Source organism: Roseburia zhanii (assembly GCF_014287635.1).
Classification (GTDB): domain Bacteria; phylum Bacillota; class Clostridia; order Lachnospirales; family Lachnospiraceae; genus Roseburia_B; species Roseburia_B zhanii.
This window is the reverse complement of the sequence record NZ_JACOPH010000002.1, coordinates 341,190-358,103: the sequence shown is the minus strand read 5'-3', so window position 1 is coordinate 358,103 and position 16,914 is coordinate 341,190. Positions and strand designations below refer to the sequence as shown.

The 16,914-nt window shown below is 39.5% G+C and carries 9 protein-coding genes; 8 read left to right on the top strand and 1 reads right to left on the bottom strand.

Features of this window, described 5'->3' with window-relative positions:
* Nucleotides 1-18: 18 nt before the first annotated feature.
* The 6 genes from addB (at nucleotide 19) to H8S17_RS04665 (ending at nucleotide 10,611) form a co-directional block, all read left to right on the top strand.
* Nucleotides 19-3,462 (top strand): helicase-exonuclease AddAB subunit AddB, encoded by a 3,444-nt coding sequence (addB, locus tag H8S17_RS04690; protein WP_186866432.1) that lies wholly within the window; start codon nucleotides 19-21, stop codon nucleotides 3,460-3,462.
* Nucleotides 3,459-7,061 carry a helicase-exonuclease AddAB subunit AddA gene (addA, locus tag H8S17_RS04685; protein WP_186866431.1) on the top strand — a complete coding sequence of 1,201 codons (3,603 nt, stop codon included), beginning with the start codon at nucleotides 3,459-3,461 and terminating at the stop codon, nucleotides 7,059-7,061. The genes addB and addA overlap by 4 nt, the downstream gene beginning before the upstream one ends.
* A 40-nt stretch (nucleotides 7,062-7,101) precedes the next feature.
* Entirely contained in the window at nucleotides 7,102-7,698 is a 597-nt protein-coding gene (locus H8S17_RS04680) for a Maf family protein (protein WP_186866430.1), read from the top strand.
* A 149-nt stretch (nucleotides 7,699-7,847) separates the two neighbouring features.
* Nucleotides 7,848-8,111, top strand: a complete 264-nt coding sequence (locus H8S17_RS04675; protein WP_186866429.1) for a glyoxalase — start codon at nucleotides 7,848-7,850, stop codon at nucleotides 8,109-8,111.
* Nucleotides 8,112-8,168: 57 nt separating this feature from the next.
* The gene (locus H8S17_RS04670; protein WP_186866428.1) at nucleotides 8,169-9,149 is read left to right on the top strand and encodes a peptidyl-prolyl cis-trans isomerase; all 981 of its coding nucleotides are present in this window, start codon (nucleotides 8,169-8,171) and stop codon (nucleotides 9,147-9,149) included.
* A gap of 49 nt (nucleotides 9,150-9,198) precedes the next feature.
* A complete protein-coding gene (locus H8S17_RS04665) occupies nucleotides 9,199-10,611 on the top strand; it encodes an MATE family efflux transporter (RefSeq protein ID WP_330595619.1) in 1,413 nt (470 codons plus the stop codon).
* A gap of 145 nt (nucleotides 10,612-10,756) precedes the next feature.
* Here the strand turns inward: H8S17_RS04665 and htpG are convergent, their stop codons facing one another.
* Nucleotides 10,757-12,838 carry a molecular chaperone HtpG gene (gene htpG, locus H8S17_RS04660; RefSeq protein WP_186866427.1) on the bottom strand — a complete coding sequence of 694 codons (2,082 nt, stop codon included), beginning with the start codon at nucleotides 12,836-12,838 and terminating at the stop codon, nucleotides 10,757-10,759.
* Nucleotides 12,839-13,123: 285 nt separating this feature from the next.
* On the opposite strand from htpG, the gene H8S17_RS04655 reads away from it, so the two are divergent.
* Together H8S17_RS04655 and H8S17_RS04650 are read left to right on the top strand one after the other, a co-directional pair.
* Entirely contained in the window at nucleotides 13,124-14,008 is an 885-nt protein-coding gene (locus tag H8S17_RS04655; protein WP_186866426.1) for an Rpn family recombination-promoting nuclease/putative transposase, read from the top strand.
* Nucleotides 14,009-14,100: 92 nt separating this feature from the next.
* Nucleotides 14,101-16,887 (top strand): hypothetical protein, encoded by a 2,787-nt coding sequence (locus H8S17_RS04650; protein ID WP_186866425.1) that lies wholly within the window; start codon nucleotides 14,101-14,103, stop codon nucleotides 16,885-16,887.
* Nucleotides 16,888-16,914: the final 27 nt, after the last annotated feature.

Here is a 16,914-nt window from a genome sequence, read left to right as displayed (position 1 = left end):
GGTAAAAAGGGGAAATATATGGCATTACAGTTTATTCTGGGTAATTCCGGCAGTGGGAAAACCTATTATATCCATCAGAAAATTGTGGAATTATCGAATCAGGATCCAAAGAAGAATTTTCTGATCATCGTGCCGGAACAGTTTACGATGCAGACGCAGCGGGAACTGGTAGATATGCAGATGCATCACAGTATTATGAATATCGATATCTTAAGTTTTAAACGGCTTGCATACAGGGTGTTCGATGAATTAGGAAGTTTCTGTTATCAGGTCTTAGAAGAAACCGGAAAGAATCTGATCTTAAGACGCATTGCACAGGAAAAAGCGGACGAGCTTACGGTACTTAAGAAGAATATGACAAAAATGGGCTATATTGACGAAGTAAAATCCCTGATTTCTGAATTAGCACAATATAACATAATGCCTATGCAGTTAGCAGAGGCAGCAGAAAAACTTCCTGAGGGAAGTTTTTCTTATAAATTAAAAGATGTGCTGACGATGTATCAGGGTTTTTTGGATTTCTTAGAGGGACGTTTTGTAACGGCAGAAGAAGTCTTAGAGTTATTGATCGATGTCGCAGACCAGTCAGAGATCTTAAGAAACAGTGTGATCGTATTTGATGGATTTACCGGATTTACACCGATACAAAACCGGCTGATCAATGAATTATTAAAAACGGCAGAAGATATCTATGTGACTGTGACGATCGATGTGAGGGAGAACTTTTATCATTGTATGGGTGCACATGAACTTTTTGCGATGAGTAAAAAAATGATCAGGTCTTTACAGAAGATGGCAGATGAACTGCATATTCCTGTTACAGATCCGATCGTTTTTGCACATCATAAAAACAGCCGTTTCAAGCAGTCAGAGGCACTCTTTTTCCTTGAGCAGAATCTGTTCCGCAGCAGGGGGGATCAGTATGATCTAAAGGAAGGACAGACGGATATTTCTATCTACAGCCTGAAAAATCCAAGGGAGGAACTGCAGTATATTGCAAGGGAGATTGAACGTTTAGTGCGGAATGGGCAGTACCGTTATAAGGATATTGCGATCGTCTGTGGCGATCTGCAGGGATATGCGAATTATGCCAATGAAGTTTTTATGGAGTATCAGATTCCGGTATTTATCGATCAGAAAACTTCAATCATATTTCACCCATTTATTGAGTTTTTACGGGCATCTCTAGCAGTGGTATTATATGATTTTTCCAATGAGAGCATTTTCAGATATCTGCGGAGTGGGCTGTCAGGCATTACAGCAGAAGAAGTTGACCGGATTGAAAATTACTGTATTGCAGCCGGAATCAGGGGTTATAAGAAGTGGAGCGAGATGTTCTGCTACCGTCCGAAGGCGTATACAGAAGAATCTTTAGCAGGGATCAATGAGATACGGGAAAAGATCGCAGAACAGTTTTCTTCATTTTATCCGGCACTAAAACAGAAAAATATCACAGTAAAAGAGCAGATACTAAGCTTTTACCGGTTCATCTGTGAACGGCAGATCGAGAAGCAGTTAAAAGAAAAAGAACAGTTCTATGAAGAAGCAGGAGATCTAAAGCACGCAAAAGAATATGCGCAGATCTACCGGATCGTCATGGAATTATTCGATAAGATGGTTGAACTCTTAGGAGAGGAAGAAATTTCCTTAGAAGAGTTTGCACGTATCTTAGATGCAGGCTATGAGGCGGCAGATGTGGGAATCATTCCTCCGGGATATGACAGAGTAGTCTTTGGAGATATTGAGCGAAGCCGCTTAAATGAGATCAAAGTACTCTTTTTTGCAGGCGTGAATGATGGAGTCATTCCAAAAGCAGGTGGAGCAGATGGGATTCTTTCCCAGTTAGAGCGGGAGCATTTAGAAGAAATGCAGATCGAATTAGCACCGACTGTCAGGGAAAAAAGTTTTATCCAGAGATTTTATCTCTATCTGAATCTGACCAAGCCATCGGAAAAACTTTATCTGTCTTATGCGAGAGTCGATGGAGAAGGAAAAGCGATGCGAAGTTCGTATCTGATCCATATGATCTTAAAATTATATAAAGGTCTTGAAATACAGGAGATTGAGGAAGAACCATTCATCAAGCGGATTGTAACGCCAAAGAGTGCAAGGGCACTTTTAGTTGAGGGAATGGAACATGCCTCAAAATGGCAGAAAAATGAGGAAGAAGAACAGATCCGTTATTGGGCAGCATTATGCCGCTGGTATGAAAATGAGCCGAAGTTAAAAGAAGAAGCCGCAAAACTTTTAGAGGCAGCGAAGTTAAAACATGAAGATACACCGATTTCTGCTGCTGTTACGAGAGCCTTGTACGGAACGTCCATAGAAAACAGTGTGACCAGACTAGAAACCTTTGCAGCCTGTGCTTTTTCCCATTTTCTGACATATGGACTGATGTTAAGGGAACGGAGTGAAAGCGGATTTGCAGCGGTGGATATCGGAAATGTATTCCATGAAGTATTAGAGCAGTATGCGAAGAAACTGCGTGAACATGGATATAGCTGGTTTACGGTTACAGAGGAAGAAAGTGAGCAGATCTTAGAAGAAGCAGTGGAACAGGCGTTAGGAGAAAATCATAATACCGCTTTGTATGAAAATGCGAGAAGCAGTTATGCAAAAGACAGAATGTACCGTATCTTAAAACGGACAGTCAATGCACTTTTATATCAGGTCAGACAGGGAAAATTTGCACCGGATGGATTCGAGGTTTCTTTTTCCTATGCAGAAGATATGAAATCGGTCAATTTCCAGCTGAGTGAAGAAGAAAAGATGCATCTGCGTGGACGTATCGACAGGATTGACACCTATCAGAATGAGGATAAAGTATATGTCAAGATCATTGATTATAAATCCGGCAATACAAGTTTCCAGTTTTTAAATATCTATCATGGATTGCAGTTACAGCTGGTTGTCTATATGAATGCAGCAGTCGAATTGATGGAGAAACGGTATCCGAAAAAAGAAGTAGTTCCGGCAGGTATTTTCTATTACCATGTCAATGATCCGATGGTAGAAACAGATCAGGCATTAAGTGAAGAAGAATTAAAGAAGAATATTTTAAAACAGTTAAAATTAAATGGATTAGCAAATGACAGCCGTGAAGTGATCGACAGTTTAGATACTTCCTTAGATGGGGCAGTCAGTGTCACCTCTGATGTCATTCCGGTCGGTTTAAATAAAGACGGCTCTTTGAAAAAAAATTCAAAGGCGATGAATACCGCCGATTTTGCAGCATTATCTTCTTATGTCAATGAAACGATCCTGCATTTAGGACAGCGGATGTTAAAAGGGGATATCGGTGTTTTGCCATATGCATTAGGAGATCAGACCGGCTGCGATTATTGTGCATACCGTGCAATCTGTCATTTTGACAGAAAGGTGCCGGGATTTGACTACCGGAAGTTAGAAGAATTGTCAGATGAGGAGATCATCGGAAAAATGAGAGGAAGTCAGGAACTATGAGTATGAAGTGGACAAAGGAACAGGAACAGGTCATTACCTTAAGAAACCGGAATATTTTAGTTTCTGCGGCAGCCGGTTCCGGAAAGACAGCTGTCTTAGTGGAGCGTATCATACAGAGGATCTTAGATAAAGAACATCCGGTAGATATAGACAGAATGTTGATCGTAACTTTTACTGCGGCAGCGGCTTCAGAGATGCGGGAGCGTATTGGTGCTGCGATTGAAGCTGCTTTAGAAAAAGATCCGGAAAATACACATCTGCAAAAACAGACGACACTGCTTCATCATGCCCAGATCACGACGATCCACAGTTTTTGTCTGAATCTGATCCGCAATTATTTTCACAGGATCGATCTTGAGCCGAATTTTAGGATTGCGGAAGAAGGCGAATTAAATCTTCTTCGGGAAGATGTGATCGCAGAAGTCTTAAATCAAAATTATGAAGAAAAGACTAAGGAATTTTTACTGTTTGTGGAATGTTTTGCAACAGGAAAAAAAGATGATGCCCTGCGGGAACTGATCTTTAAATTATATCATCTTTCCATGAGTGCACCATGGCCAAAAGAATGGCTGCATGGATTGACAAAGGCATATCAGTTTAAAGATATGGAAGAATTAGAGCATAAGGACTGGATGCAGGCTTTAATGACCTATTTACGGCAGATCTGCATGGATCTTACAGGTTTAGCAGAGCAGAACCTTAAGCTGGCATCAGATGATGATGGACCATTGTATTTAAAGGAAACAGCAGAGCGGGATCAACTTCGCATCGAACATTTAAAAGATGCAGCCGGATATCATCAGATGGCAGAGGTTTTAGAGCATTTTGCATTTGACAGACTTCCTGTAAATCGTAAGTATGAAGGCAGTATTGAAAAATTAGAGTGCTTTAAGGAACAGAGAGATACGATCAAAAGCACAGTCAAAAAATTAAAAGAAGATTTCTTTTTTGACACAGAAGAAGAAATCCTGAACCGTTTAGCACAGATGGCTCCGGTGGTGACGGAATTAGTCCGTCTGACAGAAGAATTTACAGATGCATTTGATGCAAAGAAAAGGGAAAAGAATATCTTAGATTTTTCGGATCTTGAGCATTTTGCATTGAAGATCTTATTAAATGAAGATACAAAAGAACCGACAGAGGCAGCATTTGAGTGTAAAAAACTCTATGAAGAAGTTATGATCGATGAATATCAGGACAGTAATCTGGTGCAGGAGAGTCTGTTATCTGCGGTTTCAAAAGAAGATATCGGCGAATATAACCGGTTTATGGTAGGAGATGTCAAGCAGAGTATTTACCGGTTCCGTTTAGCAAGACCGGAACTTTTTATGGAAAAATATGATGCGTATACGTCTGAAGGATCAAACTGCCAGAAGATCGAGCTGCATAAGAATTTCAGAAGCCGTAAGGAAGTCCTTGATATTACAAATCATATGTTTGAAAAGCTGATGAAACGGGATTTAGGAAATGTTGAATATGATGATGCGGCAGCATTATATTTAGGGGCAGAATATCCGCAATCTGATGACATGAAGCCGGAGATCCTTGTAGCAGACAGCAAAGAGGAACTGTTAGAAGAAGCAGAACTGACTGATCCGGTGGCACTTGAGGCAGAACTTGTCGCAGACCGGATCAAAAGACTGATGAGAGAACAGCAGGTAACGGATAAGAAAACCGGTATGCTGCGGGATATACGCTATTCAGATATTGTGATCTTACTGCGGAGTTTCGGCAAATATGCAGATACGTTTATGGAAGTATTTGAACAGAAAGGCATTCCGGCACATGCGACTTCAAGAACCGGCTATTTTCAGACTTTAGAGATACAGACAATTTTAAGTTTGTTAAAGATTTTAGATAATCCAAGACAGGATATACCGCTCGCAGCAGTTTTACGTTCCCCGATCGGCGGTTTTTCGGATGAAGAATTAGCCAGATTAAAAGCGGCAGGGGGAGAGAGGTCATTTCATGCCAGCGTTTTAGAGGCAGACCAGACGCAGCTAGAAGAAACTCTGTATCAAAAGTTAGAATGTTTTTTACAGAAATTATCGGGATATAGAAGCTTAGTAACGGAACTGCCGATACATGAACTGTTATATTATATTTTAGAGGACAGCGGTTATGCAGGCTATGTATCTGCGATGCCGGGAGGGGAACGGCGGAAAGCGAATGTAGAAATGCTGTTAGAAAAGGCAGTTGCATATGAAAAGACAAGTTACAGAGGACTGTTCCACTTTATCCGCTATATGGACAGGTTACAGAAATATGAGGTAGATTATGGAGAAGCCGATGTTGTAAATGAGAGTGCTGATGCCATAAAACTGATGACGATCCATAAGAGTAAGGGATTGGAATTTCCGGTCGTATTTGTATCTGCAACAGCAAAAAATTTTAATAAAACAGATGTCAGAAGCCGTCTTGTCATTCATCCGGATCTAGGAGCCGGAGTTGATTTTATCGATCCGAAACAGAGGGTCTATGGAGCAACCTTATATAAAAAAGCGGTTGCAAAACAGATGGAATTGGAAAATCTCGGAGAAGAACTCCGTGTCCTTTATGTAGCACTGACAAGAGCAAAGGAAAAGCTGATCATCACCGGAGTAAAAAAAGATGTCAGAGCCTGTATCGAGAAATTAGAGATGCGTTATCAGAGCAAAGATAAGATCGCATTTTTAGAGCGGGCAGGTGCAAGATCGTTTTTAGACTGGATCTTAACAGCGGCAGCAGCCAGTGGCGAAAGTTCCCTGATCGAGATCTGGGACGTACAGAAGTTAGTAGAAGAAGAAACCAAAGAACAGCTTGATAAGGCAGCAGGTTTAGGAGAATTGTTATACCGGGTATCCGATGTTGATGAAGAAGCAGATGCTTATGTTACAAAACAGTTGTCCTATCAGTATCCATATCAGATCGAAACAAACCGGAAGGTCAAATATTCTGTATCTGAGTTAAAGCATCGGGCAATGGAGGCTGTATTCGAGGAAGAAGAACTAAAAAGTGCTCCGCTTCAGAAAACGGAGTCATTGGAATTTACACCGTATATTCCACGTTTTGCAGGTGGTGAAGATACAACAGTCAATCAGGGTGCACTGCGGGGAAGTGCCATGCACCGGGCATTAGAGTGCTTAGATGTGAAAACATTAGCCGGAAGTGATGATTTAGAACAGCAGTTAGAAAAGGAAATCATAAAGATCACTGAAAAAGGACGGCTGACCGAAGAAATGCGACAGCTTTTACGCAGGAAGAAATTAGTGCAGTTTTACCAGTCTCCACTTGCAATGCGTATGAAAGCTGCCGCAGAAAGAGAAGAACTCTTTACAGAGCGTCCATTTGTGATGGGACAGTCCGCAGATGAGATCGAGCATGATGGCAGCGATACAATGGTCTTAGTGCAGGGAATTATAGATGCCTTTTTTATCGAAGATGATGAGATCGTATTATTAGATTATAAAACAGATGTGATAAACAGTGCAGAAGAACTGAAAAACCGCTATCAGAAACAGTTAGACCTCTATCAGTGTGCCCTAGAAGCAAATCTGGGAAAAAAAGTAAAAGAAAAACTGTTATATTCATTTTACTTAGATGCAGTGGTTGAGGTATGATAAAGATATCAGACAGGAAGAAAAAGTCAGGAGTGTCAGAATGAAATATATATTAGCGTCTGCTTCTCCACGGAGAAGGGAACTTTTAGAACAGATCGGTCTGGAATTTGAGATCATTCCGGCTTGTGGTGAGGAAGTGATCCAATATGAAAGACCGGAAGAAGTTGTTATGGATCTCTCAAGGCAGAAAGCAGAAGAAATTGTAAAAAAGCGTACAGAAATCACCATCCCAGAAGTAATTATCGGGGCAGATACCGTCGTAGCTTACAAAGATACAATTTTAGGGAAACCAAAGGATAAGGGAGATGCTTACCGCATGATCTCTTTATTGCAGGGAGACAGCCATAAAGTCTATACCGGTGTGACATTGATCTTACGGTCAGGAGAAAAAACGACTGTACATAGTTTTTTTGAAGAAACGAAAGTGACGATGTATCCGATGAGCGAAGCAGAACGGGAATGGTATATAGATACGAAAGAGCCGTTTGATAAAGCAGGAGGTTATGGGATTCAGGGGAAATGTGCCATATTCATAGAAAAGATCTCAGGTGATTATAATAGCGTGGTAGGACTGCCGGTGGCAAGAATCTATCAGGAATTGTTAAAACTTGGCGTTGATATTTATGGAGAATCATAATATGATATGAAGGGCAATAAGGAATTACTTTTATCCTGCAAGCAGCTAAACGATAGCAGCAATGCCGTCATTCATGGATTTAGAATCGTAACGAAGATGTGGAATAGATAAAGGTATTAGAATAGACAGAGAAATCAGGAGGAATTTCCATGGGAACATATGATGAAGAATGTTTAGAAGTATTTTTAAAAATGCAGACACAGCTATTTCGTGAGGAAGTAGCGTCTAATATGGAAGAAGCAGAAGAATTTTTAGAAGACTGCATGGCAGTTGTCTGTGAAAATATAGAAGAAGTAAAAGAATATTTAGAAGAATCCGGCATGGATGTTGCAGGAATGAGCGATCAGGAAATCGAAGAAGCAAGTGAAGTATTTCCACTTTCAGATCACAGATATCTGATCGTGGAAGGTTAGAGGAACATGGTTACAGCTTTTGAGATCCATAAATTGTAATATAGAATTGGAGCACATATGAAAAATAAGATCAATCTACTTGCAGGGGTACTTGCAGTATCAGTATTTTTTGCAGGATGCAGCATTGGCGGCAAAGAGATCGTAGTTACCAGTGGTGTCGGAAGCAAGGATGTATTTAAAATAGGCGGGGATTCCTGTAACCAGACAGAAGCAAAAGTCTACCTTGCCAATTATCAGAATATCTATGGCAAGAGTTATGGCATCGATCTGTGGGAGCAGGGATTTCAGAAGAAAAAATTAAAACAATATGTAAAAGAAGTTGCACTATCAGAAATGACAAAGATCATCTGTATGGATCTGTTGGCAGAAGATCAGGAAATTGCTTTAACTACAGAAGAAAAAGCACGCATCAAAGATGCAGCAGCAAAATATTATGAGTCCTTAAATGAAGCAGAACTGACCTATACAGGGGCATCACAGTCAGATATTGAGTCCATGTATGAAGATTACGCACTTGCAAATAAAGTATACCAGTCATTGACGCAGAGTGTGGATGAAGAAGTAAGTGATGATGAGGCAAGGATCATGGAAGCCATGCAGATCTATGTCAAGACACAGGATAAGGCAGAAGAGGTATCGGCAAAACTAGCTGCAGGGGAAGATTTTGCAGCAGTAGCAAGCAATTATAACCAGAAACCTGTCATTGAGATTACTTTTGGACGGGGAGATCTTCCGGAAGAAGTCGAAAAAGCAGCTTTTGAACTGGATGATGGAGCAGTATCAGACTGTATACAGACAGACGACGGTTTTTATTTTATCAAATGTATCAATAAGTTTAATGAGGAACTGACAGATGCAAACAAATCAAATATTGTAGATGCAAGGGAAAAAGCAGCATTTGATGATGTATATGAGGAATTTGTATCGACGCTTGCGTCAAACTTAAATGAATCTGTATGGGAAAATATTCCGCTTGTAACAGATGGAAGTATTTCCACAGACAGTTTTTTTGAGATTATCGATATGACAATAGACTGAACAGGGATTTTTTAACCGCATATTCTAAGAAAAAAGTTTAGGATATGCAATGGAGATATATGTAGTAAAAGCAGGTGATACCTTTGGAACGACCGCAGCATGCAGATACATTTCAAAAAAAGAAACAGATTTAGGAGAATTTAAAATGTCACAGTCTATCGGGCAGAAATTTACACCGTTGAAATTATTGAAATTTGCATTTCCATCGATGGTAATGATGGTATTTATGTCATTATATCAGGTCGTTGATGGGATTTTTATTTCAAGATTAGTAGGCAGCAGGGCACTTTCTGCGGCAAATATCGTATATCCGCCGATCAGCGTATTATTTGCCGTCGGAGTTATGATCGCAACAGGTGGAAGTGCTTTGGTGTCAAAAGAATTAGGAGAGAAAAAGGAAAAAGAAGCAAGAGAGGATTTTACATTTCTGGTAGTGGCAGGACTGGTATGTTCGCTGCTTTTAATGGGGATCGTTGTATTTTCAGGAGATGCACTTTACTATCTGTTAGGGGCAAATAAAGAACTAATCGGATATTGCAGGGAATATTTAGTGATCGTTATGTATTTTGCACCGGCAGCCATGTTACAGATGATCTTTCAGTCATTTTTTGTGGCAGCAGGAAAGCCACATTTGGGACTGGCAGTTACGGTCCTAGCCGGAATTACAAATGCTGTCTTAGATTATGTTTTTATGGGCATTGCAGACATGGGAATCATGGGTGCTGCCCTTGCAACAGGAATCGGACAAGTGATCCCTGCGGTCATCGGATGCATTTTTTTCCTGCAGAAAAATAAAGAGCTCCATTTTTGCAGGTTTGTACCGGATTTTGCAAAATTAGGACAAGCATGTTTTAATGGTGCATCGGAAATGGTCACGAATATTTCGAATGCAGTGATCACCTATTTATTTAACATCATCATGATGAAGCTGATCGGGGAAGATGGTGTTGCAGCAATTACGATCATATTATATTCGCAGTTCATGTTCAATTCCTTGTATATGGGATTTTCCATGGGGACAGCCCCGGTGATCAGTTTTAATTATGGAGCAAAAAATGAGGAAGAGGTCAGGAAGATCACAAAGATCTGTAAACGATTTGTGATCGGTTCATCGATCGGTGTGACGATTTTATCGTTCTTATTGGCAGATTTTGTGACGATGGTTTTTGTAACAAGGGGAAGTGCAGTATATGATCTGACTGTAGAAGGATTTATCCTGTTTTCTATTTCTTATTTGTTCAGTGGATATAATATTTTTACATCATCCTATTTTACCGCATTGTCAGATGGAAAAACTTCTGCACTGATCTCATTTAGCAGGACGTTTGTCTGTATTGTGGCATCATTAATGATACTGCCGCAGTTATGGGGAATCTATGGAGTCTGGCTGGCAATCCCATTAGCAGAATTAGTTACGGTAGGACTTTGTATCGTATGCCGGAAAAGAGCAGTGAGAAAGTAGTAAAGAATATCTGAATCGGTGAAATATAAAAAGGTCTTTATATGAAATAAGCAGGAGCAGCGAATGTGAGATCACATTTGTTGCTCCTGTTTGTTGTCAGATGGTTATTTTAAGCACAGACTACTGAGTAATCTGTCTACGGAAATTATTTTGCTAACAGCATCATGATCTTATTGCTTCGTGCAATGAATTTTGTCATGGCATCCGGACTTAATGGCTGGTTGCTTAACATGGCAAGATCGTATAACTGCTCACAGAAATCATTGGTATATTCAGAGTCTTTATGCTCTAAGATATATTTTACCAGATCATTGTTAGCGTTTAATGTTAAGGTCTGGTCAGCACCAAACATGGATGCATCCATACCCATACCGCTCATGGCATACATCTTCATCATATCCTGCATACGACGGCCTTCTTCGGAAAGCGTGATGATAGAGGAAATGTTGGTATCCTTTAATTTTTCTACCTTAACCGTCAGTTTGTCGTTGTTTAATGCTTTGTGAAATACCTCAGAAAGAGTATCTGCGGCATCTTTTAATTCATCAGCATCTGTTTCTTCTTTTAAGGATTCTGTCAGGTCAGCATCGATACGCATGAATTTATATTTTTCATTACGACGCTCTAACTGGGAGATAAATGAAGTATCAATGTTGTGGTCTAAGATCACAGCGTTCATGCCCTGTTCTTTAAACATCTTGATGTACTGTCCCTGCTGGTTCACATCGGTTACATAGTAGATCACACTGCGGTCATCTTTTTCTTCGGTATTGTCATCCGTTGCAGAAGATCCGTCTGCATTTTCAACTTCAGGTGCAGCTTCGTCAGAGGATTCTTCACTTTCTTCGACTGGTTTGATCCATTCCGGCAGGGTGAGATACTTATCATTGATATCTTTAAATAAGATATAATCATTGATCTTATCGCAGAATTTTTCATCTTTTAAGCAGCCGAATTTGATGAATGGACTGATATCATCCCAGTATTTTTCATAGGCTTCTTTATCTGTCTTACACATACCGATCAGCTTATCAGCAACTTTTTTGGTGATATAATCGGAGATTTTCTTTACAAAGCCATCGTTCTGCAATGCACTACGGGATACATTTAATGGAAGATCAGGACAATCGATCACACCTTTTAACAGCATTAAAAATTCAGGAATGACTTCTTTAATATTGTCTGCTACGAAAACCTGATTGTTATATAATTTAATGGTTCCTTCGATGGAGTCGTATTCTGTATTGATCTTCGGGAAGTAGAGGATACCTTTTAAATTAAATGGGTAATCCATATTCAGATGAATCCAGAAAAGCGGCTCTTTGTAATCTGCAAATACTTTCCGGTAGAACGTCTTATATTCTTCTTCCGTACAGTCTTTTGGATTTTTCGTCCAGAGCGGTGTAGTGTCATTTAGCGGAACCGGACGTTTTAAGATCTTTAATTTCTCGGTTCTTGGTGATACTTCAACCGTTTCCTTTTCGCCGTTTTCATTTTCTTTTTCTTCGGTCTTTGCTTCTTCCACAACGGTTTCAATCACGGTATCGGTATCTAATCTGTCTTCCGGATTGATCGTTTCATATTGTGGCTCAGCATTCGCTTTCGATAAGAAAATCTCAACCGGCATGAAAGAGCAGTACTTTTCAATGACTTCTCTTGCACGGTATTCATTTGCAAATTCTAAACAATCCTCATTTAAGAAAAGTGTGATCGTAGTACCGACAGTATCTTTGATACCATCTTTCATATCAAATTCTGTACCGCCGTCACATTCCCAGTGTACGGGCTGTGAACCTTCTTTATAAGAAAGCGTATCAATGTGTACCTCGTCTGCAACCATAAATGCAGAGTAGAAACCAAGTCCGAAGTGACCGATGATCTGATCATCATTTGCCTTATCTTTATATTTCTCTAAGAAATCATTTGCACCGGAAAATGCGATCTGATTGATGTATTCTTCCACTTCATCAGCGGTCATACCAAGTCCGTTATCAGTAAATGTCAATGTCTTTGCATCGGAATCTGTGATGACTTCAATCTTAGGCTTATAATCAGCCGGAAGTTCGTATTCACCCATCATATCGAGTTTTTTCAGTTTCGTGATCGCATCGCAGCCATTGGAAATGAGTTCACGATAGAAGATATCGTGATCGGAATAGAGCCATTTCTTAATGACCGGGAAAATATTGTCACTGTTGATTGATAAACTGCCATGTTTGTCTGCCATATTAAAAACACTCCTTTATACTTAAATGTACTATTTTTGTTCATCTATATATTATCTTATAACGTGGTTTTTCAAAAGTCAATAGAAAACTAGCACTCTTTGATGATGAGTGCTAACAAAGTAGCTGAAATGCCGATAAACAGAGGCGTGGGGGATTTCTTAAAAGTTTATAAAATTTGGGAAACAGATAAAAATTCCATAAAATTTTATACTAAAGAATTGTATCGTTTATAATTTTATGTTACATTTCACTGGTGGTATCCTTCTTTTTGGAGGAAACAGTCTATGGGGAAAAAACGAACATTACAACAGCTTACAATCAAAGATAATTTCATGTTCACCGCAGTTATGATGAATGAGTTAAATTGTCAGGGATTTTTAGAACGGGCACTTGAGATTCAGATTGATCATGTTGTTGTAGACAAAGAGAAAAGTCTTATCTATCATCCAGATTATCATGGCATACGTCTGGATGTCTATGCAAAAGGAAATTCAAAGGCATTTAATATCGAAATGCAGATTCAGCCAAAAAATAACTTACCACGTAGGACACGTTATTATCACGATCAGATTGATATGAGTGAATTGCACCCATCAGAAGGTTATGAAACCTTGCCGGAAGCATATGTTATTTTTGTATGTGATTTTGATCCATTTGAAGATGGAAAATACCGATATACATTTGAAGAAGTATGCAAAGAAACAGGCAAAACTTTACAGAATGGCAGACATACGATATTATTAAGTACAAAAGGAAATAATGAATCAGAAGTACCGAAAGAATTAGTAGAACTGTTAAATTATATTGGGGCAGAAGATGCCATTCATTCGGATGATTGCAATGATTCTTATGTCAGACAGCTGCAAAATAGTGTCAATGATATAAAAAAGAGCCGTCAGATGGAGGAACGCTTTATGATGATCGAAGAATTGATGCAGGAAGAGTTTCAGGCAGGAAAAGAGGAAGGCAGGACAGAAGGTAGGATAGAGGGAAAATTAGAAACATTAGTCACCAATGTTACCAATATTCTAAGTATCAGAAATCTGTTAACAGATTCCATAAAAAAATTAGTTACGCAGACAACAGATACGGATGTACTTCAAAAAATGCTTGAATCGGCTGTGGTTTGTACCAGTACAGATGAATTTTTAGAAACATTCAAAAAATAACACTAAAAAAAAGCATATAAGAAGGATGCCACATATAAAGATGAAATTGAAAATCCGATTCCTCATTACAATAGATAAGAGAGGTGTTTGATATGATCATATTAAAAACAAATTTAGAATTAAAACTGACATTTGAAAAACTCATACGGACGATGAAAGAACCGGTAGAATGGAACGGAACTTTCGTGGTAGTAGGAGATTACCTGATCCTTCAGGGAAGGGTACGGTCATTATTTTTCAATTTTGAGAATAGAAAAGTCCTGACGAATATCATCGATATACCTGTGAAAGAGGAAGATGTGATCGAACTTGACAATCATACAAAAGTGCAGAATGTATTAAATCTTGTATTGTATGCATTTGGAAAATGGGGCATGATCCGCGGTGTGAAAGTGGAACAGGATTACGCACAGTTAAATACATTATTTACAACAGTTCTTCGGGAGTTTGCTGTGGAACCGGGATATAGTCAGGAGAATTTCCGCTTTTATAAAGCCGGTATCCGGCTGAATTATGAAGATGTCATCGGATGTGCCATAGAGGCAGAAGAAGAAAAAGAAAAGCCGGTGGAAGAAGAAATGGAATCCGGTGGATTGTGGCATAAATTAGTCTGGAATAAGCAGAAAAAGACATTTCTAAAACAGGATACAACGTATGCCCAAAGACAGAAGAACCGTCTGGGAAATAACTTTTATATGGTAGGTTATCAGTGTCCGAAATGCAGAGAGTATCTGCACATGGTCGTTTTTCCGGAAAATAAGGAATTTCGGATTGAAACAGTGGAGGGTGGTGTATTTTTAGCCAGAGCCTATACTTGTAATACCTGCCATTGTTTTTATACGCCAAGACCGGAGAAACTCTTAGCAGAAGGCGATGTTTATGTAATGGATTTTATGAGTGATACGCATGCTTATGAGGATTATTTAGAGCTGTTAGGCAGCCAGGGAGATCGTGTGTCCAATTATAAATTCAATGAATATGAAGTGATACGAAAAAGAAAGAATCAGATGCAGATCAACGATACAAAAGAAAGTCTTGAAACGATATGTTCTAATATGGATGCCTTGGATGACAAAGGATTAGAAGTATTAAAGGCGAAGATCGAAGAAGGATTTTATCCGGCTGAAAGTGTGAAGTATTTAGAAAAAGCCGTAGATGAGGCAGGACGCTCACCTAAGCGTGGAAATAGAAATCATGTAGATGACAGACAGAGTGCCAAAGATTTCAAAGCAGGCAGCAGACGAAAAAATGGAGAACATTTCAGTGCAGATGGCAGCCGGCAGACAGAGCCGCAGTCGGGTGCAGATGGCAGACCGGATCGGTCTTTAAAAATGAATGATGGACAGAGCACTGATCTGCAGGATGGAACAGGCAGTCAGCCAGGAAATGAAAGACATTCCGTTATGCATAGCAGCCAGCAGGCAGAAGATCAACAGCAGGAAGATAGTGCATCTTCGGATGGTAAAACGGTATCAAAAGACCAGATAGAAAAGAAAGAGATCCCTAAGACAAAATTAGATGCTGCAAGAAAACGATATCTTGCAAAATGTAATGTGATCGACAGGTTATCACCGACGCAGTTAGAATCGTTTAAAAAGGAGCTCTTGCAGGAAAAAAATCTTTATGATACAGATAAAGAGCCGATCTTAGCTCAGATCCGGAAACGTGAAGAAGCACAGAAATGTGAATATATCCAAAAATTAGCGGCAGGCTGTAAGGGAGAAAATTACGCAAAGATGCAGCGTGCAATTTCAGAAATTGAAAAGACAGATCTGCCGGATACAGAAAAGCAGAAGGTTTTAGAAACTTTGTATCAGGAAAAGAAAAGGCAGGGCGAAGCAGAAGTGGCATCAATGGTACAGAAAGCACCATCGACACAGGATCTAAAACAGTTCCGAGCTTTTATGGATCGTTTAAAAGGCTATTCCGAAGTGGATCTTTCACCATATGAGGCAGCATTAAAAGAGAAGCAGAAAGCAGCAGAAAGCCGTGAGATTTCCAATATGATCCGTCATACAAGGATTGCAGACCGTACCGGACTTACGGAATTGATGAGAAGATTAAAAGGGATGCAGTTTGATGAACAGCTGCTTGCTCCTTACATGCAGAAGTTAGAAGAAAAACTTACAGCAATGGATAGCGAAGCATTAGATAAAATCTGTGAAAATCTGCCGCAGATGACAGCAGATGAAGCCTTAGAAGCCTATCAAAAGGTAGATGAAGGCATCTTTTTGCCGAAGCTTAAGACAAATGCACTTGAGATGTTAAAGAAGCGTCTGATCAAGTTAAAAACAGATGAGTGTGAGTTATTAGTCCATAAATTGCAGGAAAGTTTAAAAGGAAAGATCAAAGAAAATGACAGGTATCATTTCTATCCGGCAAGAAAAGTGATGATGAAAGAAGCAACGGAGGAGGAATTAGCAACGATCCGGTTTGCATTAGATACCTATGGTACAAAACGTGGATTATTTGAATATCCGATCTTAGTTGTGGATACATCAAGAAATCAGTCTGGAAAAGAAGGAATCATCTTGACACCGGAGCATTTATTTTACAGGACAATGTTAAATGCATATATGATTCCGATCGGAGATATCCGGAAAGTACAGACACAGACAGGTCTGTTAAATACAGGCGTGTCGATTGAAATAAAAGATGGAACGAAGATCAGACTTCCCTATGCAGTAGACAAAAAAGAACTGCCTGCATGGGGCAGCTGCCTGAAAGATTTCATATCTTATCTGCAGGAAAAACCGGATTCCAGGAATCTGACATATCTTGCCAGTGAAAAGCATGAAACGATCTGTTGTTTCCGCTGTGGATATACCTATAAAGGTGGAAATGTCTGCCCGAAATGTGGCTATAAAATGAACCGTTAATATATGTATATAAAGAAGAACCGCTGC

What these genes read in the sequence shown, in the direction of transcription:
- addB (WP_186866432.1), top strand. Translation starts at nt 19, where the DNA reads ATGGCATTACAGTTTATTCTGGGTAATTCCGGCAGTGGGAAAACCTAT.
- addA (WP_186866431.1), top strand. Translation starts at nt 3,459, where the DNA reads ATGAGTATGAAGTGGACAAAGGAACAGGAACAGGTCATTACCTTAAGA.
- H8S17_RS04680 (WP_186866430.1), top strand. Translation starts at nt 7,102, where the DNA reads ATGAAATATATATTAGCGTCTGCTTCTCCACGGAGAAGGGAACTTTTA.
- H8S17_RS04675 (WP_186866429.1), top strand. Translation starts at nt 7,848, where the DNA reads ATGGGAACATATGATGAAGAATGTTTAGAAGTATTTTTAAAAATGCAG.
- H8S17_RS04670 (WP_186866428.1), top strand. Translation starts at nt 8,169, where the DNA reads ATGAAAAATAAGATCAATCTACTTGCAGGGGTACTTGCAGTATCAGTA.
- H8S17_RS04665 (WP_330595619.1), top strand. Translation starts at nt 9,199, where the DNA reads ATGGAGATATATGTAGTAAAAGCAGGTGATACCTTTGGAACGACCGCA.
- htpG (WP_186866427.1), bottom strand. Translation starts at nt 12,838, where the DNA reads ATGGCAGACAAACATGGCAGTTTATCAATCAACAGTGACAATATTTTC.
- H8S17_RS04655 (WP_186866426.1), top strand. Translation starts at nt 13,124, where the DNA reads ATGGGGAAAAAACGAACATTACAACAGCTTACAATCAAAGATAATTTC.
- H8S17_RS04650 (WP_186866425.1), top strand. Translation starts at nt 14,101, where the DNA reads ATGATCATATTAAAAACAAATTTAGAATTAAAACTGACATTTGAAAAA.